Here is a 20150-nt window from a genome sequence, read left to right on the forward strand (position 1 = left end):
TTCTAACACATAACTCGAGTACTGCGCGGACTTTACCAAGCGTACAAAAACCCCTTAATATCAAAAATGATATTAAGGGGTTTATTGGTTAAGTGTTACCTATTTATAGCAATTATTCCTGCCACTGCTCAAGCGTAAACTTGGTTTCTAAATGCTTCTCTAATGCTGGTATATTAAATGCGTCATCTTCACTGACAAAGCTAATGCTAATGCCTGTTTGCCCAGCGCGGCCCGTACGACCAATACGGTGGACATAATCATCTGGTTGATCGGGCAAGGTATAGTTAACGACATGACTGATATCATCAACATGGATACCGCGCCCTGCAACATCTGTCGCCACCAAGATAGACGTGTGACCATCCTTGAAGCGCTGCAAGTATTTCTCACGTTTTTGCTGAATTACATCACCTGAGAGCATGACAATCTTATGCGCTTGACGCAGTTTATGATAGAGACGCTTGACTTGATCTTTGCGATTGGCGAATACAATGACCTTTTCAACGGCCTCCTCACTAATAATACGCTGAAGGGCTTCGAGTTTTTGATCTTCTGTCAGTAAGTAAAAGTGCTGATCAACCAATTCGCTGGTCTTGTGTTCTGGCTCGATTTCCACAAACTGCGGCTCATGCAACCAGCGATACGCCAAATTCATCACATCTTGGTTAAAAGTAGCAGAAAACAGTAAGCTTTGACGGTCTGTATTGGCGGGCATACGCCCCACAAGGCGCTTGATATCAGGGATAAAACCCATGTCCAGCATACGGTCTGCTTCATCAAGCACCAGCACCTCTACTCGATCTAAATACACCATGCCTTTATTGGCAAGATCAATTAGACGGCCAGGCGTCGCCACCAAAATATCAACGTATTGGCGCTCAAGCTCATGCTGCTGGGTTTCGTAATTGGTCCCACCCATAATACAGACACTGTGTAATGAGGTGTATTTGGTCAGTGCAATGCAGTCCTCAAATATCTGTTGAGCCAGCTCGCGAGTTGGCGCCATAATCACGGCACGCGGCTCACCTAGATAACGCGTTTCATCATGCGTAAAAGGACGTTTGAGTAACGCTTCCATGATTGTCAATAAAAACGTTGCTGTTTTACCCGTTCCCGTTTGCGCCTGTCCGATGGCATCTTGACTTGCTAGTGTATGCGGTAGTATTTTCGCCTGAATCGGCGTGAGTTCCGTGAATCCCAAATCACTCACTGCCCGCAGGGTCGCGGTTGAAAGTGGCAAATCAGTAAACGTTGTAAAATTACTCAAAAAAATATCCTTTTAAATTAGTTGCTTGTATTTTATCAATCACAAATCAGCTCACAATAAAATTTTATACTGACATAAGCGTGACCAATAGTAGTCGCAACATTATATCTATAGATGGCCGCTAGACATACGGGTACAAAAAAAGCCAAGCCCAATACCTGACCTACCAAATATGCTGTTGTTCACTCAACATGGGTAAGACAATACGGGCTTGACTCAGTAGTATATCAGTAGTTCATACAGACATTATAACTAAACTGCTTTAATGTCTGGATAGATTACTCTTCTAACTTTCTGACTTCTTCAGCTTGTAGGCCTTTTTCACCTTCTACTACGCTGAACTCAACTTTTTCGCCATCTTTTAAAGAACGATAGCCATCACCCTGAATCGCGCGGAAATGGACAAAAATATCTTCTCCGCTGTCACGTTGAATGAAACCAAAGCCTTTTGAGTCATTAAACCACTTAACGATACCTTGCTCACGAGCTGACATAATATTACTTCCTAAAAAAGTTCGCTTAGCCCCAAATTCCTTTGCAACATTGCATATAAACGGGATCTAAGATGATGAAATCAAAAACTTAAGAGTACTAATCTAGTCACAGTCATCTTTAAAACGCTTATATAAAAGAAAGCCAATCTTGCAAACTATCTCTCATATCAATGACAGTAACAAACTTGCAATACTTATTGCATAAAAAATATCATAGCACGGGTTTTTAGCAACATAAAGACTTTTAACACGCTTTTTAAGGCATGGGTGAGTTTTTCCTGTAATTTTTTTATAACCCAGCCTACAAGCTGCTATTATAAAGGGATACGCTGGATCAGCGTGTGCAACCTATTTGTCATGCATACCTTATTCATTATAATAAATCATTCACATATTTAAACAGCGATAGAGATTACTATGACGTCCTCTTCTCCATCTACAGCAGCAGAAAATCCTGCTGACCAACACATCGATCAGACCCTCAATCACAAACTGCTATTGGTGAATGGCGTCAACCTGAACTTATTGGGTAAGCGTGAGCCTGAAATTTATGGCCATATGACGCTGGTAGATATCGAAAAACGCTTGGTCGAACGAGCCGCTCAGCACAGCATTGAATTAATTTGTGTACAGTCAAACCATGAAGGCGATCTAGTAGATAAGATTCAATATTATGGTTTATTAGCAGAAAAATCTGCCCAAGCTGATGCCGTTATTATCAATCCTGCTGCCTTTACCCATACCTCAGTTGCCCTACGCGATGCGTTACTAGCGACACAGAAGCCTTTTATAGAGGTCCATTTATCCAATGTCCATGCACGTGAGCCTTTCAGGCATCATTCCTATTTGAGCGATGTCGCAGTCGGTGTCATCTGTGGTTTGGGTCATATGGGTTATGAGATGGCACTAGACTACTGGCTAAGCAATATTTATTCAGTCAATACAAGCACTTAAGGTGTTTTCTAATTTTATAGATTACTAGCTTTGTTAATAAAGTAAAACTTCTTATTTTTCACACATTAGTTAAACAGTAATTGTTTGATGAAAATAATAGAATTATGACTGAGCAAAACAATCCACTATATGGTGATATGAATGGCAAAAACGTCCGGAAAGCGCTTTATGAAACTCGCTGGCATGACAGCAAGCATCGCCGGCAAAGCCGCTAAAAACTCGTTTAAGCATCTCTCGAGTGACGAAGAAAAGCGCCTACAAGCTCGCTCAGACTTGATGCAAGACGTGGGTATCCAGATTGCCGAGACGTTGGGTGAGATGAAAGGTGCGGTGATGAAAGTCGGACAAATTGCCTCACAGTACAAAGACGTGTTCCCGCCTGAGGTCGCAACTGCCCTAGAAAAACTCCAAAAAGATGCACCGCCCATGCCTTATGCGCAAATACGTGCACAAGTTGAGCGTGAGCTTAAAGCACCGATGGCAGAGCTGTTCAGTGAGTTTGACGAGACGCCATTTGCCGCAGCATCTATTGGGCAAGTCCATAAAGCTGTGCTACCTTCTGGACAAAGGGTCGTGGTCAAAGTCCAGTATCCTGATGTCGATGAAAACTGTGATAGCGACCTCAAACAGGTGCGCATGGCGCTAAAAATTGCAGGTGTGCTCAATATGAGTAAGCAGTTGCAAGAGCAGTTATTTAATGAGATTCGACAGAGTCTACACGACGAGTTGGACTATACCAAAGAGGCGCACAATCTGCGTGTATTTGGTGCCTTTCATGCTGATGATGAAGGTCTCATTATCCCAAAAGTCATTAGCAGCCACTCTTCTAGACGGATTTTGACACTGACTGAGGAGATAGGAGAGACATTGACCGTCGCTGCAACATGGGACAATGCCATTAAGCAAAAAATAGCAAAGCGCTTGTTTCATTTTACCGCAGGACAACTATTTAGTCTGTACCGTATGCATTGTGATCCGCATCCAGGCAACTTTGCTTTTCGGCAGGATGGTAGTGTTGTGGCGTATGACTTCGGCGGTATCCGTAGTTACAGTGATAGCGAGGTCCAACTATTCCGTCGTTTTGCCAAGCATGCTATCAAAGGCGATGTGACCGCGCTTGAGCAAGACCTTGTCGCCTTAGATATTCGCCGTGATGATGATAAAAACATCCCTGGCGAGTTTTATGAAAAATGGCTATCTATTGGTCTAAAACCACTATCTATCCGCCCATACCAAGAAGGGCCATTTGATTTTGGTAGCAGTCAAATACACCATGAGGTGATTGCCCAAATGCGCACTTCATTAAAATACTTCGGTCAGTTTCAGCCCTCTGCCACCACCATGATGTTAGACCGTACCGTATCTGGACAGTACTGGAATCTGGTCAATCTTGGCGTTGAGACTGACCTCTCGCCGCTCGTTGATGAGTACATTGACGTATAATAAGCGATCAATTGGCAATAACAGTCAAACCTGTCATTAAATGTGGAGCGCGTGCCCGCAGCGATCGCAAAAGTCTGCGCCCACTGCATGACCGAATTTACCACAGTTCGGACAAGTGACAGGATTAAGCTGCGGACGCATATTACGAGCCAGCTCAGAGGTAAAAATACCTGTCGGTACAGCGATAATCGAATAACCTGTGATCATAACCATGGTTGCAATTGCTTGGCCTAACGGCGTCTTGGGCGACATATCACCATAGCCAACTGTCGTCATCGTGACGACCGCCCAATAGATAGACAATGGAATACTAGTAAACCCGTTCTCAGGCCCCTCTACTACGTAAATGATTGAACCAAAGATGGTTACCAATAGCACAAGCGACAAGAAGAAAACGGTAATTTTCTGCTGACTGGTTTTGAGTGCAGAAGCCAAAAAACCTGCTTGTTGCATATAGGCTTTAAGTTTTAGGACACGGAATACACGTAAGATACGTAGCACTCGTATGACAAGTAGATACTGCACACCTACAAATAGTAAGCTGAGATAGCTTGGCAAAACAGACAACAAATCCACTATGCCAAAAAAACTAAACGCATAGCGCAAGCGATTGGGTGCTGAAAACAACCTTAGTGCATACTCAATGGTAAATAGAATCGTAAAAAACCACTCTGCATAAAAAAACAACGTGCCATATTGCAAGCGCATGTACAACACACTATCAAGCATGACGACAGCCACACTGGTCAAAATCGCAATCAATAATACAATATCAAAGAGCTTACCCAAACGGGTATCTGTACCTTCAATAATAATATGCGTACGGTTACGCAAGTGTGTTAGGGCTTCAGCAGTTGGTCGCTTCATAGAATCAGTAACTTTATAAAATCAATGGCTTGATAGCGTTCCATGACTTAAAATGTGATGGATAAGGGCAAGTTGGTCAAAATAGTTAAAACTGGTTTATAATATTGCTCACTTATCACAGTGAATACAATCTATAATTTGCCACAGTGTAGCAAAAAAGCACTCTCAACAACATACAAATCGTTAACGTGCAAGTAGCGCTATTACCTGATATAGACAAAATAATGATAGTATAAAACAAGGTGATCAGACATCGAAGGCTGTAATTCATCGCCTTCTTGCACATAAAAAATAATACGTAAACCTTAAGGATGTTATATGGCAGGCCATTCAAAATGGGCAAATATTAAACACCGTAAAGCCCGTCAGGATGCAGTAAAAGGTAAAATATTTACCAAAATTATTCGTGAAATCGTCTCAGCTGCCAAACAAGGCGACCCCGACCCTGACAAAAACCCGCGCTTACGTGCTGTTATCGAAAAAGCGCTATCAGTCAATATGACTCGCGACACGATCAACCGTGCTGTCGACCGTGGTACAGGCGGCGGTGATAATGAAAAAATGGAAGAAGTCAGTTACGAAGGCTACGGTGTCGGCGGTGTAGCGGTACTGGTCGAAACCATGACTGATAACCTCAATCGTACGGTCAGTGAAGTCCGTCACGCCTTTACCAAATGTGATGGCAATCTTGGTACTTCAGGTTCAGTGGCTTATCTGTTTACCAAACGCGGCGAGATCACTTTTAATGATGTAAGCCTAGAAGATGAAGTCATGATGGTGGCACTAGATGCGGGCGCCGTTGATATCGAAAACGATGGTGAAAGCTTGCTTGTCATCACTGAGTGGGAAACTTTCGGTCAAGTTCAAGACGCGCTTAACGCTGCTGGTCTTGTCTCTGACAATGCTGAAGTCACCATGTCACCATCTACCACGGCTGAAATCGACAATGTGGAAGATGCTGAAAAAATCCTAAAGATGATCGATATGTTAGAAGATGCGGATGATGTGCAAGAAGTTTATACTAACGTGAACTTCTCTGCTGACGTCATGGCGCAGCTTGAGGGATAGCCAGCTTAATAACTAAATACTGGCAAGAACACCCCCAGAAAAAGCACCAATCAATTGTCGGTTTGGTGCTTTTTTCTGCTCACTCATTCAATAGTTGAAGCGTTATATTTATCTTTACGTTCTACACCTAACCCCTTCAAGCGCCAGCAGATATTCCTTCTTATCTAATCCACCTGTATAACCGCCAAGCTTACCGTCGCTTGCAATCACTCGGTGACAAGGCACAATGATACTAAAAGGATTTTTGCCATTAGCCTGTGCAACCGCGCGGAACCCCTTCGGGCTATTAACACGCTGCGCGAGGGTGGCATAGCTGATGGTTTCGCCATAGCCAATCTCTTGTAGTGCCCGCCATACGCTTTGTTGAAACTCAGTACCCATAGAAAAATCTAAGGGCAAGTCCAATGTCTTGCGTTTACCAGCAGCATAATCTTTGAGTTGGAAAATCGTTTCTATCAGTAAAGCTTGAGTAGGCTCTTTCATGCTTAGGCTATTGCTGTCTATAAAGGTAAAGTCTTCATCTGTCAGGCCATAATATTTTTTAAGCTTGGGGACAGATTTTGAGCTGTGCCAAGTATTACCGGGCAGCAGCCAGTTGGCTTCAACGAGCACAGGCTGGTCATGCTCATCGAGACGGGCAATGAGCGTTAATCGATACGATCCAAAAGATGCTTCGGTCACTATCATGGCTTTGATTTCCAAATTATTTTAAAGATTGTTTAGCCGTTACAAATAGCGGTTCTACTCTTTGTCATCTGTCTCAAACAAAGCGGCGACAAACTGTTTCGGACTAAAGGCGCGCAAGTCATCAATCGACTCACCCACACCAATATAGCGGATAGGCACGTCTGTCGTTTCGGCAATGTTAAACACCACGCCACCTTTTGCCGTACCATCTAGCTTCGTAATGGTGATACCTGTCAATGGTACAATCTTGTTAAATAGCTCAACTTGGTTAATGGCATTTTGACCCGTGCCAGCATCGAGTACGATCATACCTTCATGCGGAGCGCTTGGATCAGCTTTACGCATCACGCGCACCACTTTCTCTAACTCTGCCATCAAATGTGTCTTGTTTTGTAGACGGCCAGCGGTATCTGCTATGAGTACGTCGATATTTTTTGCTTTGGCAGATTGCATCGCATCAAAAATGACAGAAGCACTATCAGAGCCATGACCTTGTGCCACCACTGGGATATGATTACGCTCGCCCCAAATCTGTAGCTGCTCGGTGGCAGCCGCGCGAAAAGTATCCCCTGCCGCTAGCATGACTGATTTACCCTCACCTTGTAAGCGCTTGGCGAGCTTACCGATGGTTGTGGTTTTGCCAACACCATTGACACCCACAACTAAGATAACAAATGGTTTTTTGCTGGTATCGATCACCAGCGGCTCAACCTTAGGCGTTAGGATATCAACCAGCTCACTTTGCAAGGCTTTATAGAGTGAGTGAGCATAAATCAAGTCACCACGGGCAGTCTGCTCGGTCAGGTTCTTGATGATACGGTTGGTTGCATTAACGCCGATATCAGCAACCAATAACTGATCTTCGACCTCTTCTAACAGCTCGTCATCGATCTCTTTACCACCGATAAGTATGCTGACCATCCCTTCGGCCAAATTTTTACGTGACTTACTCAGCCCCGTCTTCATACGGTTAAACCAGCTGCCTTTTTTCTTATTTTCTGGTGGCTCTGCAGCAGGCTCTTGTGGCGTGGCTGCTTGGGTATTGCTGCTAGCGACTGGACTTACCCTTGGTGTATCCCCAAGTTGCTCTTGTAATGGCATGGCAGGAATGGTTGTCGCAGTGCTAGGTTTGCTCGTAGTGCCTGTCTCTTTAGCACTTGAAAAGCTCTCAGAGGCACCTTTAGGGACGTTATGCTCTTCTGTCATAACAATTGGCGTGGCCAAAGCAATATTTTCTGCTGCCTGATTGTTTGAGACATCTGGATTTGCCGTATTATCCCTTTGTAGCGCAGCACGCTCTGTTTCATCAATGATTGGCACCGATTGCACCGGTAGACTGGGTAAGGTAATATCATCGTCATCTAAATCATCGAGACCATCATCAAGATTGATGACCACACGGTTGCTATTGTTTGGGTTATTCATAAGTTTGCCCTAAAAGTTATCGCTATTAATTATTTGTTTATTGTAAATGGATTTTTAGATTGTCATAAGCTTGCCAGCTATATGACCATGGACTTTAGCCTATTTTAGCATAATTCAAGTCGCGCTTAGCCCTTACCATAGTAGACTGTCGTCAAAAATTATCTGCTCAAAAAATCACATAATGATTTGAGAGAGTTTTGCTTAAGGTTTGGACACAAAATTCTGACTTGTTCCTTGCAAGACTTCGCCTACTCTACCAAGACTCATCTAAAAATTCTTATTAGGAAACGCTTATGTCATCACTCTCTAAACACTATAAAAGCATTGCCAATATCAGTGTGGCGATTTTGCTAACGACAACTGTATTATCTGTGGCAGGTTGCAATACGACGCAAGATATTAGACCGACCGCTAGTGTCATGGTTGGCACACAGACATCACTGTGATGCATTGTATTGCTATGATTACGTCCATCACTTCAGTCATTATTTTATATAAGTAGACCATACCATGCCATTGTCTTCAACGCTCACTACTACGCCATTACGTATCGCCTGTGCTCTAACGGTGGCAACATTATTTTCTGCCTGTCAAACCACCGCATTACCTTCTAGCACGACTACCACTACAAAAAATACGGTCACGACAGATGGGTCATCTCAAAGCGCATTTAGTAAAAATAAAACAACTGATGAGGCAAAGCCCTCTGCTTTGACAATGGATATGTCAGGTCGACATGAATACCAGTTAGAAAATGGCCTAAAAGTGGTCATAAAAGAAGACCACCGTGCACCCGTCGCCATGACCCAGATTTGGTATCGGGTGGGCTCGGCAGATGAGCCGCTGGATAAAGGCGGCATCTCTCACTTACTTGAGCATATGATGTTTAAAGGCACTCCTGATGTTTCAAGTGATGATTACGAGCGGTTGATTGCCAAGTTTGGCGGGGTTAACAATGCTTTTACCAGCTATGATTATACGGGCTACTACGAGCTATTTCCTGCCAATCGTATGCCGTTGGCGTTAGAGCTTGAAGCAGATCGAATGAAAAACCTCACCTTCAATGACAAAGAGTTTACCAAAGAGCACCAAGTCGTCATGGAAGAGCGACGTCAGCGTACTGATGACAATCCCCTTGCCAAAGCTTACGAATTATTTCGTTTGCTAGCATTGCCTAACAGTCCAAAGGGTGAATCTGTCATTGGGCCCATGAGTGAGCTAGAATCCATCAAACTCTCGGATCTAAAAGACTGGTACAAGACATGGTATGCACCCAATAATGCTACTTTAGTCATCGTCGGCGATGTGCAACCACAAGAAGTACTCACTCAAGTCAAACGCTATTTTGGTGAGCTGGCGCCAAGCAACGTACCTAAGCGTAACGCTGTCACTCAAAAAGGCTTTCGTGGTTATCAAAAAGTAGACTCTGAGCAAGCGGTGCAAGTGCCCGTCCTACTTATGGGTTACAACGTACCTAGCCTAGTGACAGCAGGCGCAAACAATGAAAAACAGGCTTACGCCCTCTCGCTTGCTCAAGACGTACTCGATGGCGGTCTATCTGCACGCTTGGAGAGTCGATTGATACGTGAGCAAGGTCTACTGACCACGGTTGGTACTTCTTACGATTTGTTAGATCGCGGCGATGGGCTATTTATGATTCAAGCGACACCACGTGAAGGTGTCAGTTTAGAGCAAGCGCAACAAGCCATAATATCAGAGATAGAAAAACTCAAAACCGATCCCATTGCTGCCGATGAAATCAGTCGCGCCAAGACCAATGCCGTCACTGGCCTAGTATATGCACAAGATAGCATGGAAGGACAAGCACGTATGATCGGCTCACTACAGTCTATCGGGCTAGATGACAGATTACTTGCTAAGTTACCAACCAAACTAGATGGTATCAGTGTCGCTGACATTCAGGCTGCCAGTAAGAAGTATTTGGTTAAGGACAACTTAACGGTGATGCATATTGTGCCCCCGAAAGAGAACACTACCAAAGCACAATAAATACTGCCTGTTATCAGAACGTTTCATAAAAGCGACGATATAACCGTATTCTTAATAAGAAGAACATCATGTTTCAGAATAAATATAACTCTCAAGCAACACACAAATCTTTGAGTAATGCTTTGCCCTCTACATCATCTAATCTCCCATTAAAAAAGCTATCATACCTTAGTACCAGCATAGTTTTTGCGTTGAGTATATTGGCTAATACTGCCCAAGCCGACACTACAGGCGCTGAAGATTACCGAGCCCCTACTGCTGTTGATGCAAGTGCGCCGATTGCAGCTTTATCTAAACTTACCAGTATCGATGATGCCAAATCTTTAAAAGTCACAGTGCCAACGATTCAAGAGTTTAAGACCAAAGCTGGCGTTCCTGTCATGTTCGTTCAGACCACAGCCTTACCGATCGTCGATGTGGACTTACGTTTCAATGCTGGTAGTGCCCGTGATGGCAGCATCAGTAAAGACGGTTTTGGCATCGCCAACATGACCGCAACGATGCTTGAGCAGGGCTCCAAAAGCTTAGATGAAGATGCGTTCACGCGTGCTGTTGAAACACTAGGCATCAATCTGGGCAGTAGTGCCTATAAGGATATGTTCATTGTTTCGCTACGCAGCTTATCAGACGATAAACACCTGTTACCAGCTGTTGATTTGATGACGCAAATGGTGAGTGAGCCTACGTTTAATGACGAGGTATTAGCACGTAACAAGTCACGATTACTCGTTGGCTTACAGCAGCAAAAACAAGACCCTGGCAGTCTTGCCAGTATTGCCTTTGATAAGGCTTTATACGGCAGTCATCCTTACGCTCATCCCTCAGTCGGTACGCTAGAGAGCGTGCCAACTATCCAGAAGCAACAGCTGATAGACTTTAAAAATCGGTATTTAGTGGCGGCAAATGCCTCTATCGCTATGACAGGCAATCTGACCTTGGTACAGGCGAAAAAACTGGCTGAAGATATCACGACTAAACTATCTGCTGGTCAAGCTGCCGCTGATTTACCTGAGCCTAAACCTCTCACTAAATCACAGCACATTCATATTCCCTTCCCAAGTACCCAAACTACCGTATTGATGGGACAATTAGGCAGTAAACGTGCAACCAATCCAACAGCCCAGCAGCAGCAAACCAATTTTGCGGTTGGTAACGAGGTAATGGCAGGTGGTGACTTTAATGCCCGTTTGATGACTGAGATTAGACAAAATCTCGGGTACACCTACGGTATTTCAGGATCAATGAATCCGATGCTAGCACGCGGGCCTTATCAGATTGGCTTTTCGACACGTAATGACAAAGCACGTGCGGCAATCGATGCAAGCTTAGCGGTTATCGATGACACGTTAGAAAAAGGAGTCACTCAGGACGAGATACGCCTGACCAAAGACAATCTCAAAAATAGCTTCCCGATGGGTTTTGCAAGTAACGCAGGGATCAATGGGTTGTTAGGAATGATGAATTTCTATCAATTGCCAAACACTTACTTGGCCGATTATGTCAACCGTATTGATCAAGTCACGCTGTCAGGGGTCAACAAAACGCTGCGCGATACCTTAAATCCGGATAACTTTTTAATCGTGACAGTTGGGCAAGACGATCCTTGGAAGGGGATAGAAGCTACGACAAAAACGACCAAATAACAAGAGGGAAATAAGCTAGGTTAAATTCACTCAGTTAGATAACAAATAGCGTGAGTGATGAGCGATTCAGTATGCCCGACTCATCACTCATGTGCTTATTATCTTGTGACTGACTTGTGCTATCAAAAAAGACTACGAATACTCTTTATCAGAGTTATCAGAAATGGTCATTACGATGTCGTAATTGAGGTTTTGAGGCTTATAGGTGGCACCATTATAGCTCAGTCGAATGATATGCTTGTCGTAAGACATGACCTTATAACCACCATTAGCAAAGTTATGTAGCGCGGGAACTATAAGTAAGGCTTCGATTTGGCGATTGTTGGTGGCGACTGAAATATGCTGACCCTCTCGAGGATATAGGAAATAGTCACAATAATCGTTTACCATTACTTCTGCAACGCGCTCAATAACCTGACTACCCTGTTCTTCTATCAACTTTGGGCATACATCAGCGCGCTCTGAGGCCAAACGAGCATAAGAGTTTCTAATACTGTCTTCAATGTTTTCAGAATTTTGTGCGATGCTATCACGTGTTAGCGCAGTTTTATCTGTCACCAGCGAGCTGTTTTCAGGATAGGGTTCTGGACTGCAGGCACTCACCAATAATATGGAAAATGATGCCATTCCTATTAACGTGGTGTAAATATATTTTGAGCGAAAAAAACGTTGTTTCCTTTCATTCGATTTACTGCATCTTGCAACTGCTGAATGCTGCTTTGTCATAAATCCCGCTTATAATAACCATAATCTTCTTCCTTGAAGAGTGATAAGGATATAAAGATAGTAAATGAAAATATTCATATTAGAACATAAATATTAAATTCCAAACATTTTTTTGGTGAACTTGCGCGTCTAGCCAGCTCATCCTACTAATCATTTAGCTGTAAAATTTATAAGCGATATTATACTGTTTCTCGTTTTTTTATTGTCACTAATTTGAGTGTGCGCTTGCTTATGACGCGTTAACCCTTAGCTATCTAATAGCGACAATAAGAGCTACTACTGGTATGGTTAAAACCCCATTTACGATAACCATCGGTATCTAGATGAATCGCACCTGTGGCATATAAACCCAAGCCAAAGTTGTAAGACTGTCCTTGATATTGCCAAAACTGGCACAGGCCATCCTGCATCGTACTAAGCCGCCATAGGTTGTCTTCGTACTCTGGCACCCAAATATCCATGGCACTTGCATTCATATGCTTGCTACTGCCAGCACCGCCAGCACAGTCGTTCAGCCCAGGGCTACGATACACCGAGCGTATCTCAGTACTTAGAGGCAAAATGCCTTGATTTTTTAGCTCACTATAGAGGTGTAGTGTTGGCACGATATTGGCCCACAACTCTCGCGGTGGCAGCTGATAAGGCTCATAACCGCATTTGTCCCAGCTGCGCGCGGTGGTAAGTAGCTGAGACAGTGGTGGTACATTTTGTGCACCCACACGTGCGTTCAAATAGCGCTGATATTCGGCTACTTGCCTGGCACGGTAACTATTGCTGTTGAGCCATGCATTAAAGTCCATGCTCGTAAGATCGTTATTAGCACTATTATAGGTGTTATTCGTTGTGCTGTAGCTGTTATTACGGTAAGTTGTATTATAAGTCGGTCTTCGTTGATTCACATTGACGCGTTTGTTTTCCTCGATAGACAGACTGGCATCAATTTCAAAATCACGCTGCTTTTGTGCAATCAAGCTTTGCATACTATCGCCATTTGATGCATTTGCGCCACTTAACATAGTGACACCAGGGCGCTGACTAGAGACATTGTTAGAAGGCGATATATAAGCATTGCTAGTGTCGCCACTGCCTTGACGCACTTCGATACGGCGTTCACTATTATCACTGATGATAGCGGCATGAACACTGATGCTACTCATACAAACAACCAGTGCAAGAATAGGCTTCTGGATTTGTCCATAGTTATGGTTTTTTGATTTTATCATTGCAGGAATCTACCGCTAAAAACGTTTTATCGATACTATCAAATTTTCAGCAAGCAGGCTAAACTATCGCCTCTAATCTGAGGCAGGATATTCGTAATTAACACTTATCCTTATCACTTTTATAATTACGTGACTTTATTGCCTAGATGTTAAGTATCTGCTTGTTTTTTTGTCCGTGAGCTTCTATTAGAATAGAGACCGTCAAATACTCATCACATATTTTATATAAGACAGCTTAGATAACCTCTCCCTTTTACTCCAACTGCTAGCCAAACTTTGCCTATGTCTTCTAACCCGCAATACCGTTTTTCACGTCAGAGCCATCACTTAGGCCAAGGTCATGCACCGACGATCTGGCAACGTATTCACATCGATCCGTGGTTGACCTTGCTTTTGTTAACGGTTTGCTGCATTGGCCTGACGATTTTATATAGTGCTGCCAGTCAAGACATCGGCATGGTCATACGTCAAATGGTAAGTTACGGTGTGGCATTCACCGTAATGTTTGCGATGGCACAAATACCGCCAAGCCTTTACCGTACCTTTACGCCTGTGTTTTATGTATTGGGTCTTATATTATTGGTATTGGTTGATATCATTGGTGAAGTGCGTATGGGTGCTCAGCGCTGGATCAACTTACCTGGGTTTGGTAGTGTGCAGCCGTCTGAGTTTATGAAGCTTGGTATGCCGATGATGTGTGCTTGGTTTTTGTCCAAGCGTGATCTTCCGCCATCACCGTCCAGTATTGCCATCACTCTGGCATTGATTATCGTTCCTGTATTGCTGATTGCAAAAGAGCCTGATCTTGGCACTTCGCTTTTAGTCGCTGCTAGTGGCATTTTTGTGCTGTTCTTGGCGGGTCTGTCTTGGCGTCTGATTTCTGCTGCTGTGATTTTAGCGATACCTTTTATTGCGTTTGCTTGGAACTTTTTGTTGCATGATTATCAGCGTACGCGCGTCCTAACCTTACTCAATCCTGAAGCCGATGTACAAGGTGCTGGGTGGAATATTATCCAATCAAAGACCGCCATTGGGTCAGGCGGGCTCACTGGCAAAGGGTATTTAGAAGGCACACAGTCGCATCTGCATTTTTTACCAGAAGGTCATACTGACTTTATTATTGCAGCTTTTTCTGAAGAATTTGGTTTACTAGGTGTCATGCTGCTGATGTTTATTTACTTTTGCCTTTTGTCGCGTGCCTTGTATATCGCTTTCACCCATCCTGACATTTATAGCAGGCTGCTTGCGGGCGCTATTGCCATGTCTTTCTTCGTTTATATATTCGTCAATGTCGGTATGGTTGGCGGTATTTTACCTGTTGTTGGCGTACCCCTTCCTTTCATCAGCTATGGTGGTACCGCTATCGTGACTTTGATGGCAGGTTTTGGCTTATTGATGTCGATTCACACTCACAAATCTGGTTAAAAACACTGATAAACAATACCTTATATATAAAACATTAGTAAATTATCATTGAAATATGACAAACACACATCATTTATATCTCTCAAAAACACTGAGCATAAAATAAAGCACTCTCGCATGACTAATGACAACAAAGTTTAGATTAAATCAAAGTATCAGCGATTTTGCTACTATTAATATTTTGTTACTTTTAATAGATACTACATAATCCCCATTCATGACCAGCCTATCAAAATGCTGTCATGAGACATAAAGTATTGTTATTTAATTACTTGTATCATACTGTCATTAGCAGTGATTTTTTTAACCAAAATGAATTGCAAATCAAGGCTGAAATATTTTATTTCTTGTTTTTTACAAAAAATTGCGTTAACCTCGTTTTACTGTACTTTGATACATAACCCGTACATAGCCACTAACAAAATTTGCATTTAATTATACTTTGGTTGTAGATTGGTCGTATAGTTAGCATCTTGTAGATTTCAGACTTTCAAATACACTACTTAATTAACGGTTTAATAACAAAGCATCACGCAAAAACTTTTAAACCCTTCATTACTTTAGCAATATCAGAAAGTTTGTATATCGGAAGTTTTATAGATACGACATATAGTGACATTGGTACTTACTCTCTAAGTTAAAAATAAGTACTCAATGAATATCGCTGACTATCATTTAAGCATGTTCTAAGTAACTACGGTCATTACTACCGCTACTTATGATCATAAAATGAAAAATTACCATATATTGAAACCTGTAAGAGTCTCGCCCTAAATATTAATCGCTATCAAAACAATAGATTAATATAAAGATTCTAGAGTTTGATTCACTGTTAGATTGGTCTAACGCTGTCATACTCAATCTAAAAATTTAGAGTTAGGTTTTGGTGTATAAGTTATAGAGGTATTTATGAATAAGCGTTTATCTGGTTTACTTACAATGTCGGCAGTTTTATTCGCTGGCTCTGCAGTTGCTACAAATGTAAATGCTGTAGAAGCAAAAACCTCCCTTGCGATGATTTCACAAGATAACGCCTCCCATATCGATCGTGTACTTGGTGAGCTTAGCCGTCAGCATGATGGTGCATCAAGTTTGGTCAAATCAGCACGTCAGCCTACTTCATTAGCACTTAGTAGTTCACTATTAGCGAGTGATACCACTCAAGTCACTAATGATGAAGATGTGTTAGAGCGTCTAACCGCAGTAGCCTCTAATTCTGTTAGTAAATTTAAGCAAACTGGTCTTGCCTCTTGGTACGGTCGTAAGTTTCATGGTCGTAAAACTGCTAGTGGTGAAACTTTTGATATGAATGGTTTGACGGCAGCACATCGCTCATTACCACTCAACTGCTATGTTAAAGTCACTAATAAAACTAACGGTAAAAGCGTTGTAGTAAAAGTGAACGATCGTGGTCCATTCCATGGCAACCGCGTATTAGATTTATCGTATGGTGCAGCTAAGCGCCTAGGTATCACTAATAAAGGTGTCGGTAATGTCGCTATTGAGCGTGTTTCAGGACCTTAGTTTTAAAACTTATAGCATATAAAAAAGCCCTTAACTTATCATGAGTTAAGGGCTTTTTTGATCAAATCTTTTTATATAGTCAGTTCAAAATAAAATTGTTATGGTTAGGACAAACATCATAAAACAACTTGGATAAGTCGTTTTCCAACCAGCCTTGGCGTAGAAACTTTACTTGTGCCCATTTCTTTTCAATAGGGTTCAAGGTCATACCCTCGTCTAAGCTTTTTAGTACTTGCATACGAAAATCTAGTGAGTAAGTCATGGTCTTTATAATAACAATTGAATTTGATAATTAGTTTATAACACTTTTAGGTGGAATTGACTATACTTTTCAAGATTGGTTATAACTCAAACGCACTTTCGATGGCATCGTCAAGACGTTCAACAGCAATCACATTGATACCCTTAAACTGAGGAGCTCCTTTAGCAGGTGCATTGGCCTTTGGAATAATCGCATGTTTAAAACCATGCTTCATTGCTTCTTTCAAGCGTTCTTGACCATTCGGTACTGGACGGATTTCACCAGATAAACCGACCTCACCAAACACTGCTAATGACGATGGTAATGGCTTTTCTTTGATGCTTGAGGCACATGCCAACAACACTGCCAAATCAGATCCAGTCTCTATGACTTTGACGCCACCAACAACGTTGACATAGACGTCTTGTCCACTGGTATGAATACCACCGTGACGATGCATCACTGCTAGTAGCATGGACAAACGCTGGAAGTCCAAACCCAACGCCATGCGTCTAGGCTGTCCTTGGGAGTCATCCACCAACGCTTGCACTTCAACCAGTAATGGCCTAGTCCCTTCACGGCTAACCATAACAACAGATCCAGCAACGGGCTTATCATAACGGCTCAAAAATATCGCTGATGGGTTGGCAACTTCTTTGAGTCCCATGTCAGTCATGCCAAAAATACCCAGCTCATTAACCGCACCAAAACGGTTTTTGACTGCACGAATCATCCGAAAACGTGAGTCAGACTGACCTTCAAAATACAATACCGTATCGACCATATGCTCAAGTACACGTGGGCCTGCTAAAGTGCCTTCTTTCGTCACATGTCCCACTAAAAATAGCGCTGTACCTGTTTGCTTTGCATAGCGCGTTAAGATCGCGGCAGACTCTCTGATTTGACTGACGCCGCCTGGTGCAGAATTGATGGCGTCAGTATAAATAGTCTGGATAGAGTCAATAATAGCGATGGCTGGCTGCTCTTGGGTCAAGGCCGCACAAATGGTTTCTACATTGGTTTCTGCGAGTACGCGAAGTCTATCAGCAGGTAAATCTAAGCGTTTGGCACGCATAGCTACTTGTGCAAGTGACTCTTCGCCAGTCACATAAAGCGCGCTACCTGCCAAAGAATCGGCACGTGCCATATTAGTCGCTGTCTGCAACAATATGGTTGACTTACCAATACCCGGGTCACCACCGATTAGTACGACAGAACCAGCTACCAATCCGCCACCCAGCACACGATCAAACTCGCTAATGCCTGTTGGCAAGCGTGTGTCTAGCGTCACACTGACTGCGTTAAGTGGCATAACTGCGCTGTGAGTGCCAGAGTAGTTACCAACTGGTGCAGCAGTACTACGAGAAGTGGATCGGCCGGCATTAGGCTTGGCGGTATTTTTATTGTGATGCGGCATACTGACATTTGGCGCTTCTACCAAGCTATTCCATTCGCCGCAATCTGTACACTGCCCTGCCCATTTGCCAAAATGCGCGCCGCAATTCTGACAGACATAACTGCTTTTATTTTTTGCCATAAATGATGAGCCTTATCCAGATGATTAGTCGAGAATAATGAATAAAATATCGTACGCTCTTTGATGAGTAGGAATGTAAGAGTGTTTGTCGCGATCAGCCAGTTGTGAGTATCGAAAGCTGTATCTGATAGAAGGGAGAGCGTTAAGCGTAGGTTATTCTAAATATAATGAAAATGTTGACTGCTGGCTTTATCAGTTAGTTGCAATGCTAAAATCAGCAGTTCGTGTAGATAAGAATATGAGTAAAAAATGATTTAGCACAGCGGGCTATACTTGAAAGTCTTTACCTAAGTAAACAGATTTGACCAGATCATTTTCTAAGACTTCCGATGAAGTACCTTCGGCAATGATAGCCCCTTCTGAAACAATATAAGCCTTTTCACAGATGGCTAACGTATCACGAACATTGTGATCAGTGATTAAGACACCAATACCACGATTTTTCAGTGTCAAAACAACATCCTTGATATCGCCAACAGAAATGGGGTCTACACCGGCAAATGGCTCATCCAATAAGATAAATTTAGGATCCGCCGCTAGCGCACGAGCAATTTCACAGCGACGACGCTCGCCGCCTGACACACTCATTCCAAGTGAGGTACGTACATGTTCTAAATGAAATTCGCCAATCAGCTTTTCAAGCTCTTGCTGCTGCTCAGCTTTACTTAATTCTGTACGAGTCTGCAAAATCGCCAATATATTGTCTTCGATAGATAATTTACGGAAAATCGACGCTTCTTGCGGCAAATAACCAATACCAGCACGAGCACGCTCGTGCATAGCGTATTTAGACAGATCCATTTTTCCTAGAGTGACACGGCCCTTATCCATATTGACCAGTCCCACCACCATGTAAAAACTGGTCGTTTTACCAGCACCATTCGGGCCTAGCAGTCCAACAACTTGGCCTTGCTCAACAGAAAACGAGACATCTTTGACTACCCAGCGCTTGCCGTAACGTTTACCCAAATTTTGCATAGTCAAGCGAGCGACAGGCGCCGTATTGCTATTTGATACTGAAGAATCTATATTTTTATTGTCACTCATAGCTTACTCTTGCTTTCACGATATTCGTATACTACCAAAAACCTATTCATGCTTTGGTTGGCTAGGTTAGCGAACGCCACTTTGGTTGGTATTATTATTTGGTGGAAATACCAACTCTACTCGCTGATTACCACCAGCGGTCGCTTCTACATCACCTGCTTTTAGACTATAACGAATAACATTACCGGCAAAACTTGCCCCATTCTGAACCAGCTTGGCATTTCCTGTTAGAGTGATAATGCCAGATACCGCGTTATAATCAATCTTATTTGCCTGACCTTTTGCCAAGCCTTTTTCTTGCGTCACAACCTGCTGCATAGTTGCTGGACGACCCGTCGCTACCGCTGAATTAATGCTGCGCTGCTGCGAGAGATTGACTGTGATATTGTCCGCAGTCATTTTAAAAGTGCCTTGAGTAATAATGACATTACCTGAGTAACTAGTGACGCCAGTACGCTCACTATAAGTGGCCTTGTCCGCTAGCAGTTTGATTTGCTGATTGGCATCTGATGGCAGTGCATGGCCATACAATGGTAGGGCTAACAACATAAACGTTGGAACAACACGTA

19 protein-coding genes are annotated in these 20150 nt (G+C 43.0%); 8 read left to right on the forward strand and 11 right to left on the reverse strand.

What is annotated here, in order from left to right:
- Window positions 1–112 precede the first annotated feature (112 nt).
- Window positions 113–1267 carry a DEAD/DEAH box helicase gene (locus HL061_RS02275; RefSeq protein ID WP_093070021.1) on the reverse strand — a complete coding sequence of 385 codons (1155 nt, stop codon included), beginning with the start codon at window positions 1265–1267 and terminating at the stop codon, window positions 113–115.
- A 278-nt stretch (window positions 1268–1545) separates the two neighbouring features.
- Complete coding sequence (locus HL061_RS02280; protein ID WP_058024053.1) at window positions 1546–1761, reverse strand: cold-shock protein; 216 nt, start codon at window positions 1759–1761, stop codon at window positions 1546–1548.
- A 417-nt stretch (window positions 1762–2178) separates the two neighbouring features.
- Here HL061_RS02280 and aroQ point away from each other — a divergent pair, with 417 nt between their 5' ends.
- Both aroQ and HL061_RS02290 read left to right on the forward strand, forming a co-directional pair.
- The gene (gene aroQ, locus HL061_RS02285; protein ID WP_093070019.1) at window positions 2179–2715 is read left to right on the forward strand and encodes a type II 3-dehydroquinate dehydratase; all 537 of its coding nucleotides are present in this window, start codon (window positions 2179–2181) and stop codon (window positions 2713–2715) included.
- 141 nt (window positions 2716–2856) lie between these two features.
- Window positions 2857–4158 (forward strand): AarF/ABC1/UbiB kinase family protein, encoded by a 1302-nt coding sequence (locus tag HL061_RS02290; protein ID WP_093070016.1) that lies wholly within the window; start codon window positions 2857–2859, stop codon window positions 4156–4158.
- Window positions 4159–4194: 36 nt separating this feature from the next.
- On the opposite strand, the gene HL061_RS02295 is transcribed toward HL061_RS02290, so the two are convergent.
- On the reverse strand, window positions 4195–5025 hold the full coding sequence (locus HL061_RS02295; protein ID WP_093070013.1) for an ion transporter: 831 nt from the start codon (window positions 5023–5025) through the stop codon (window positions 4195–4197).
- Between the two features lie 318 nt (window positions 5026–5343).
- Here HL061_RS02295 and HL061_RS02300 point away from each other — a divergent pair, with 318 nt between their 5' ends.
- Entirely contained in the window at window positions 5344–6093 is a 750-nt protein-coding gene (locus tag HL061_RS02300; protein WP_093070005.1) for a YebC/PmpR family DNA-binding transcriptional regulator, read from the forward strand.
- 114 nt (window positions 6094–6207) lie between these two features.
- On the opposite strand, the gene HL061_RS02305 is transcribed toward HL061_RS02300, so the two are convergent.
- Both HL061_RS02305 and ftsY read right to left on the reverse strand, forming a co-directional pair.
- Window positions 6208–6780, reverse strand: coding sequence for a methylated-DNA--[protein]-cysteine S-methyltransferase (locus tag HL061_RS02305; RefSeq protein ID WP_093069992.1), 573 nt, complete (start codon window positions 6778–6780; stop codon window positions 6208–6210).
- 54 nt (window positions 6781–6834) lie between these two features.
- Window positions 6835–7746 (reverse strand): signal recognition particle-docking protein FtsY, encoded by a 912-nt coding sequence (gene ftsY, locus HL061_RS02310; protein WP_228724683.1) that lies wholly within the window; start codon window positions 7744–7746, stop codon window positions 6835–6837.
- Window positions 7747–8498: 752 nt separating this feature from the next.
- Between ftsY and HL061_RS02315 the strand changes: the two genes are divergently transcribed.
- The 3 genes from HL061_RS02315 to HL061_RS02325 all read left to right on the forward strand — a co-directional run bounded on the left by HL061_RS02315 (window position 8499) and on the right by HL061_RS02325 (window position 11858).
- A complete protein-coding gene (locus tag HL061_RS02315) occupies window positions 8499–8651 on the forward strand; it encodes a hypothetical protein (RefSeq protein WP_186474399.1) in 153 nt (50 codons plus the stop codon).
- Window positions 8652–8715: 64 nt separating this feature from the next.
- Window positions 8716–10215 (forward strand): pitrilysin family protein, encoded by a 1500-nt coding sequence (locus HL061_RS02320; protein WP_252962459.1) that lies wholly within the window; start codon window positions 8716–8718, stop codon window positions 10213–10215.
- 200 nt (window positions 10216–10415) lie between these two features.
- Window positions 10416–11858: a pitrilysin family protein gene (locus HL061_RS02325; protein WP_252962460.1), complete on the forward strand. Its 1443-nt coding sequence runs from the start codon at window positions 10416–10418 to the stop codon at window positions 11856–11858.
- Window positions 11859–11990: 132 nt separating this feature from the next.
- On the opposite strand, the gene HL061_RS02330 is transcribed toward HL061_RS02325, so the two are convergent.
- Entirely contained in the window at window positions 11991–12485 is a 495-nt protein-coding gene (locus HL061_RS02330) for a hypothetical protein (RefSeq protein WP_252962461.1), read from the reverse strand.
- A 353-nt stretch (window positions 12486–12838) separates the two neighbouring features.
- A complete protein-coding gene (locus HL061_RS02335; RefSeq protein WP_252962462.1) occupies window positions 12839–13741 on the reverse strand; it encodes a D-Ala-D-Ala carboxypeptidase family metallohydrolase in 903 nt (300 codons plus the stop codon).
- Window positions 13742–14089: 348 nt separating this feature from the next.
- On the opposite strand from HL061_RS02335, the gene rodA reads away from it, so the two are divergent.
- Window positions 14090–15232, forward strand: a complete 1143-nt coding sequence (gene rodA / locus HL061_RS02340) for a rod shape-determining protein RodA (RefSeq protein WP_252962463.1) — start codon at window positions 14090–14092, stop codon at window positions 15230–15232.
- A 909-nt stretch (window positions 15233–16141) separates the two neighbouring features.
- The gene (locus HL061_RS02345) at window positions 16142–16756 is read left to right on the forward strand and encodes a septal ring lytic transglycosylase RlpA family protein (protein ID WP_071001681.1); all 615 of its coding nucleotides are present in this window, start codon (window positions 16142–16144) and stop codon (window positions 16754–16756) included.
- Window positions 16757–16835: 79 nt separating this feature from the next.
- Here HL061_RS02345 and HL061_RS02350 read toward each other — a convergent pair whose 3' ends face one another.
- The 4 genes from HL061_RS02350 to lptA form a co-directional block, all read right to left on the reverse strand.
- The gene (locus tag HL061_RS02350) at window positions 16836–17018 is read right to left on the reverse strand and encodes a hypothetical protein (protein WP_252962464.1); all 183 of its coding nucleotides are present in this window, start codon (window positions 17016–17018) and stop codon (window positions 16836–16838) included.
- Between the two features lie 79 nt (window positions 17019–17097).
- The gene (gene radA / locus HL061_RS02355; protein WP_240366385.1) at window positions 17098–18534 is read right to left on the reverse strand and encodes a DNA repair protein RadA; all 1437 of its coding nucleotides are present in this window, start codon (window positions 18532–18534) and stop codon (window positions 17098–17100) included.
- Between the two features lie 267 nt (window positions 18535–18801).
- A complete protein-coding gene (gene lptB, locus HL061_RS02360; protein WP_071001684.1) occupies window positions 18802–19581 on the reverse strand; it encodes an LPS export ABC transporter ATP-binding protein in 780 nt (259 codons plus the stop codon).
- Between the two features lie 66 nt (window positions 19582–19647).
- Window positions 19648–20130 carry a lipopolysaccharide transport periplasmic protein LptA gene (gene lptA, locus HL061_RS02365; protein WP_223334273.1) on the reverse strand — a complete coding sequence of 161 codons (483 nt, stop codon included), beginning with the start codon at window positions 20128–20130 and terminating at the stop codon, window positions 19648–19650.
- Between the last annotated feature and the right edge of the window lie 20 nt (window positions 20131–20150).

Source organism: Psychrobacter sp. PSP, from assembly GCF_024085615.1.
Classification (GTDB): domain Bacteria; phylum Pseudomonadota; class Gammaproteobacteria; order Pseudomonadales; family Moraxellaceae; genus Psychrobacter; species Psychrobacter pacificensis.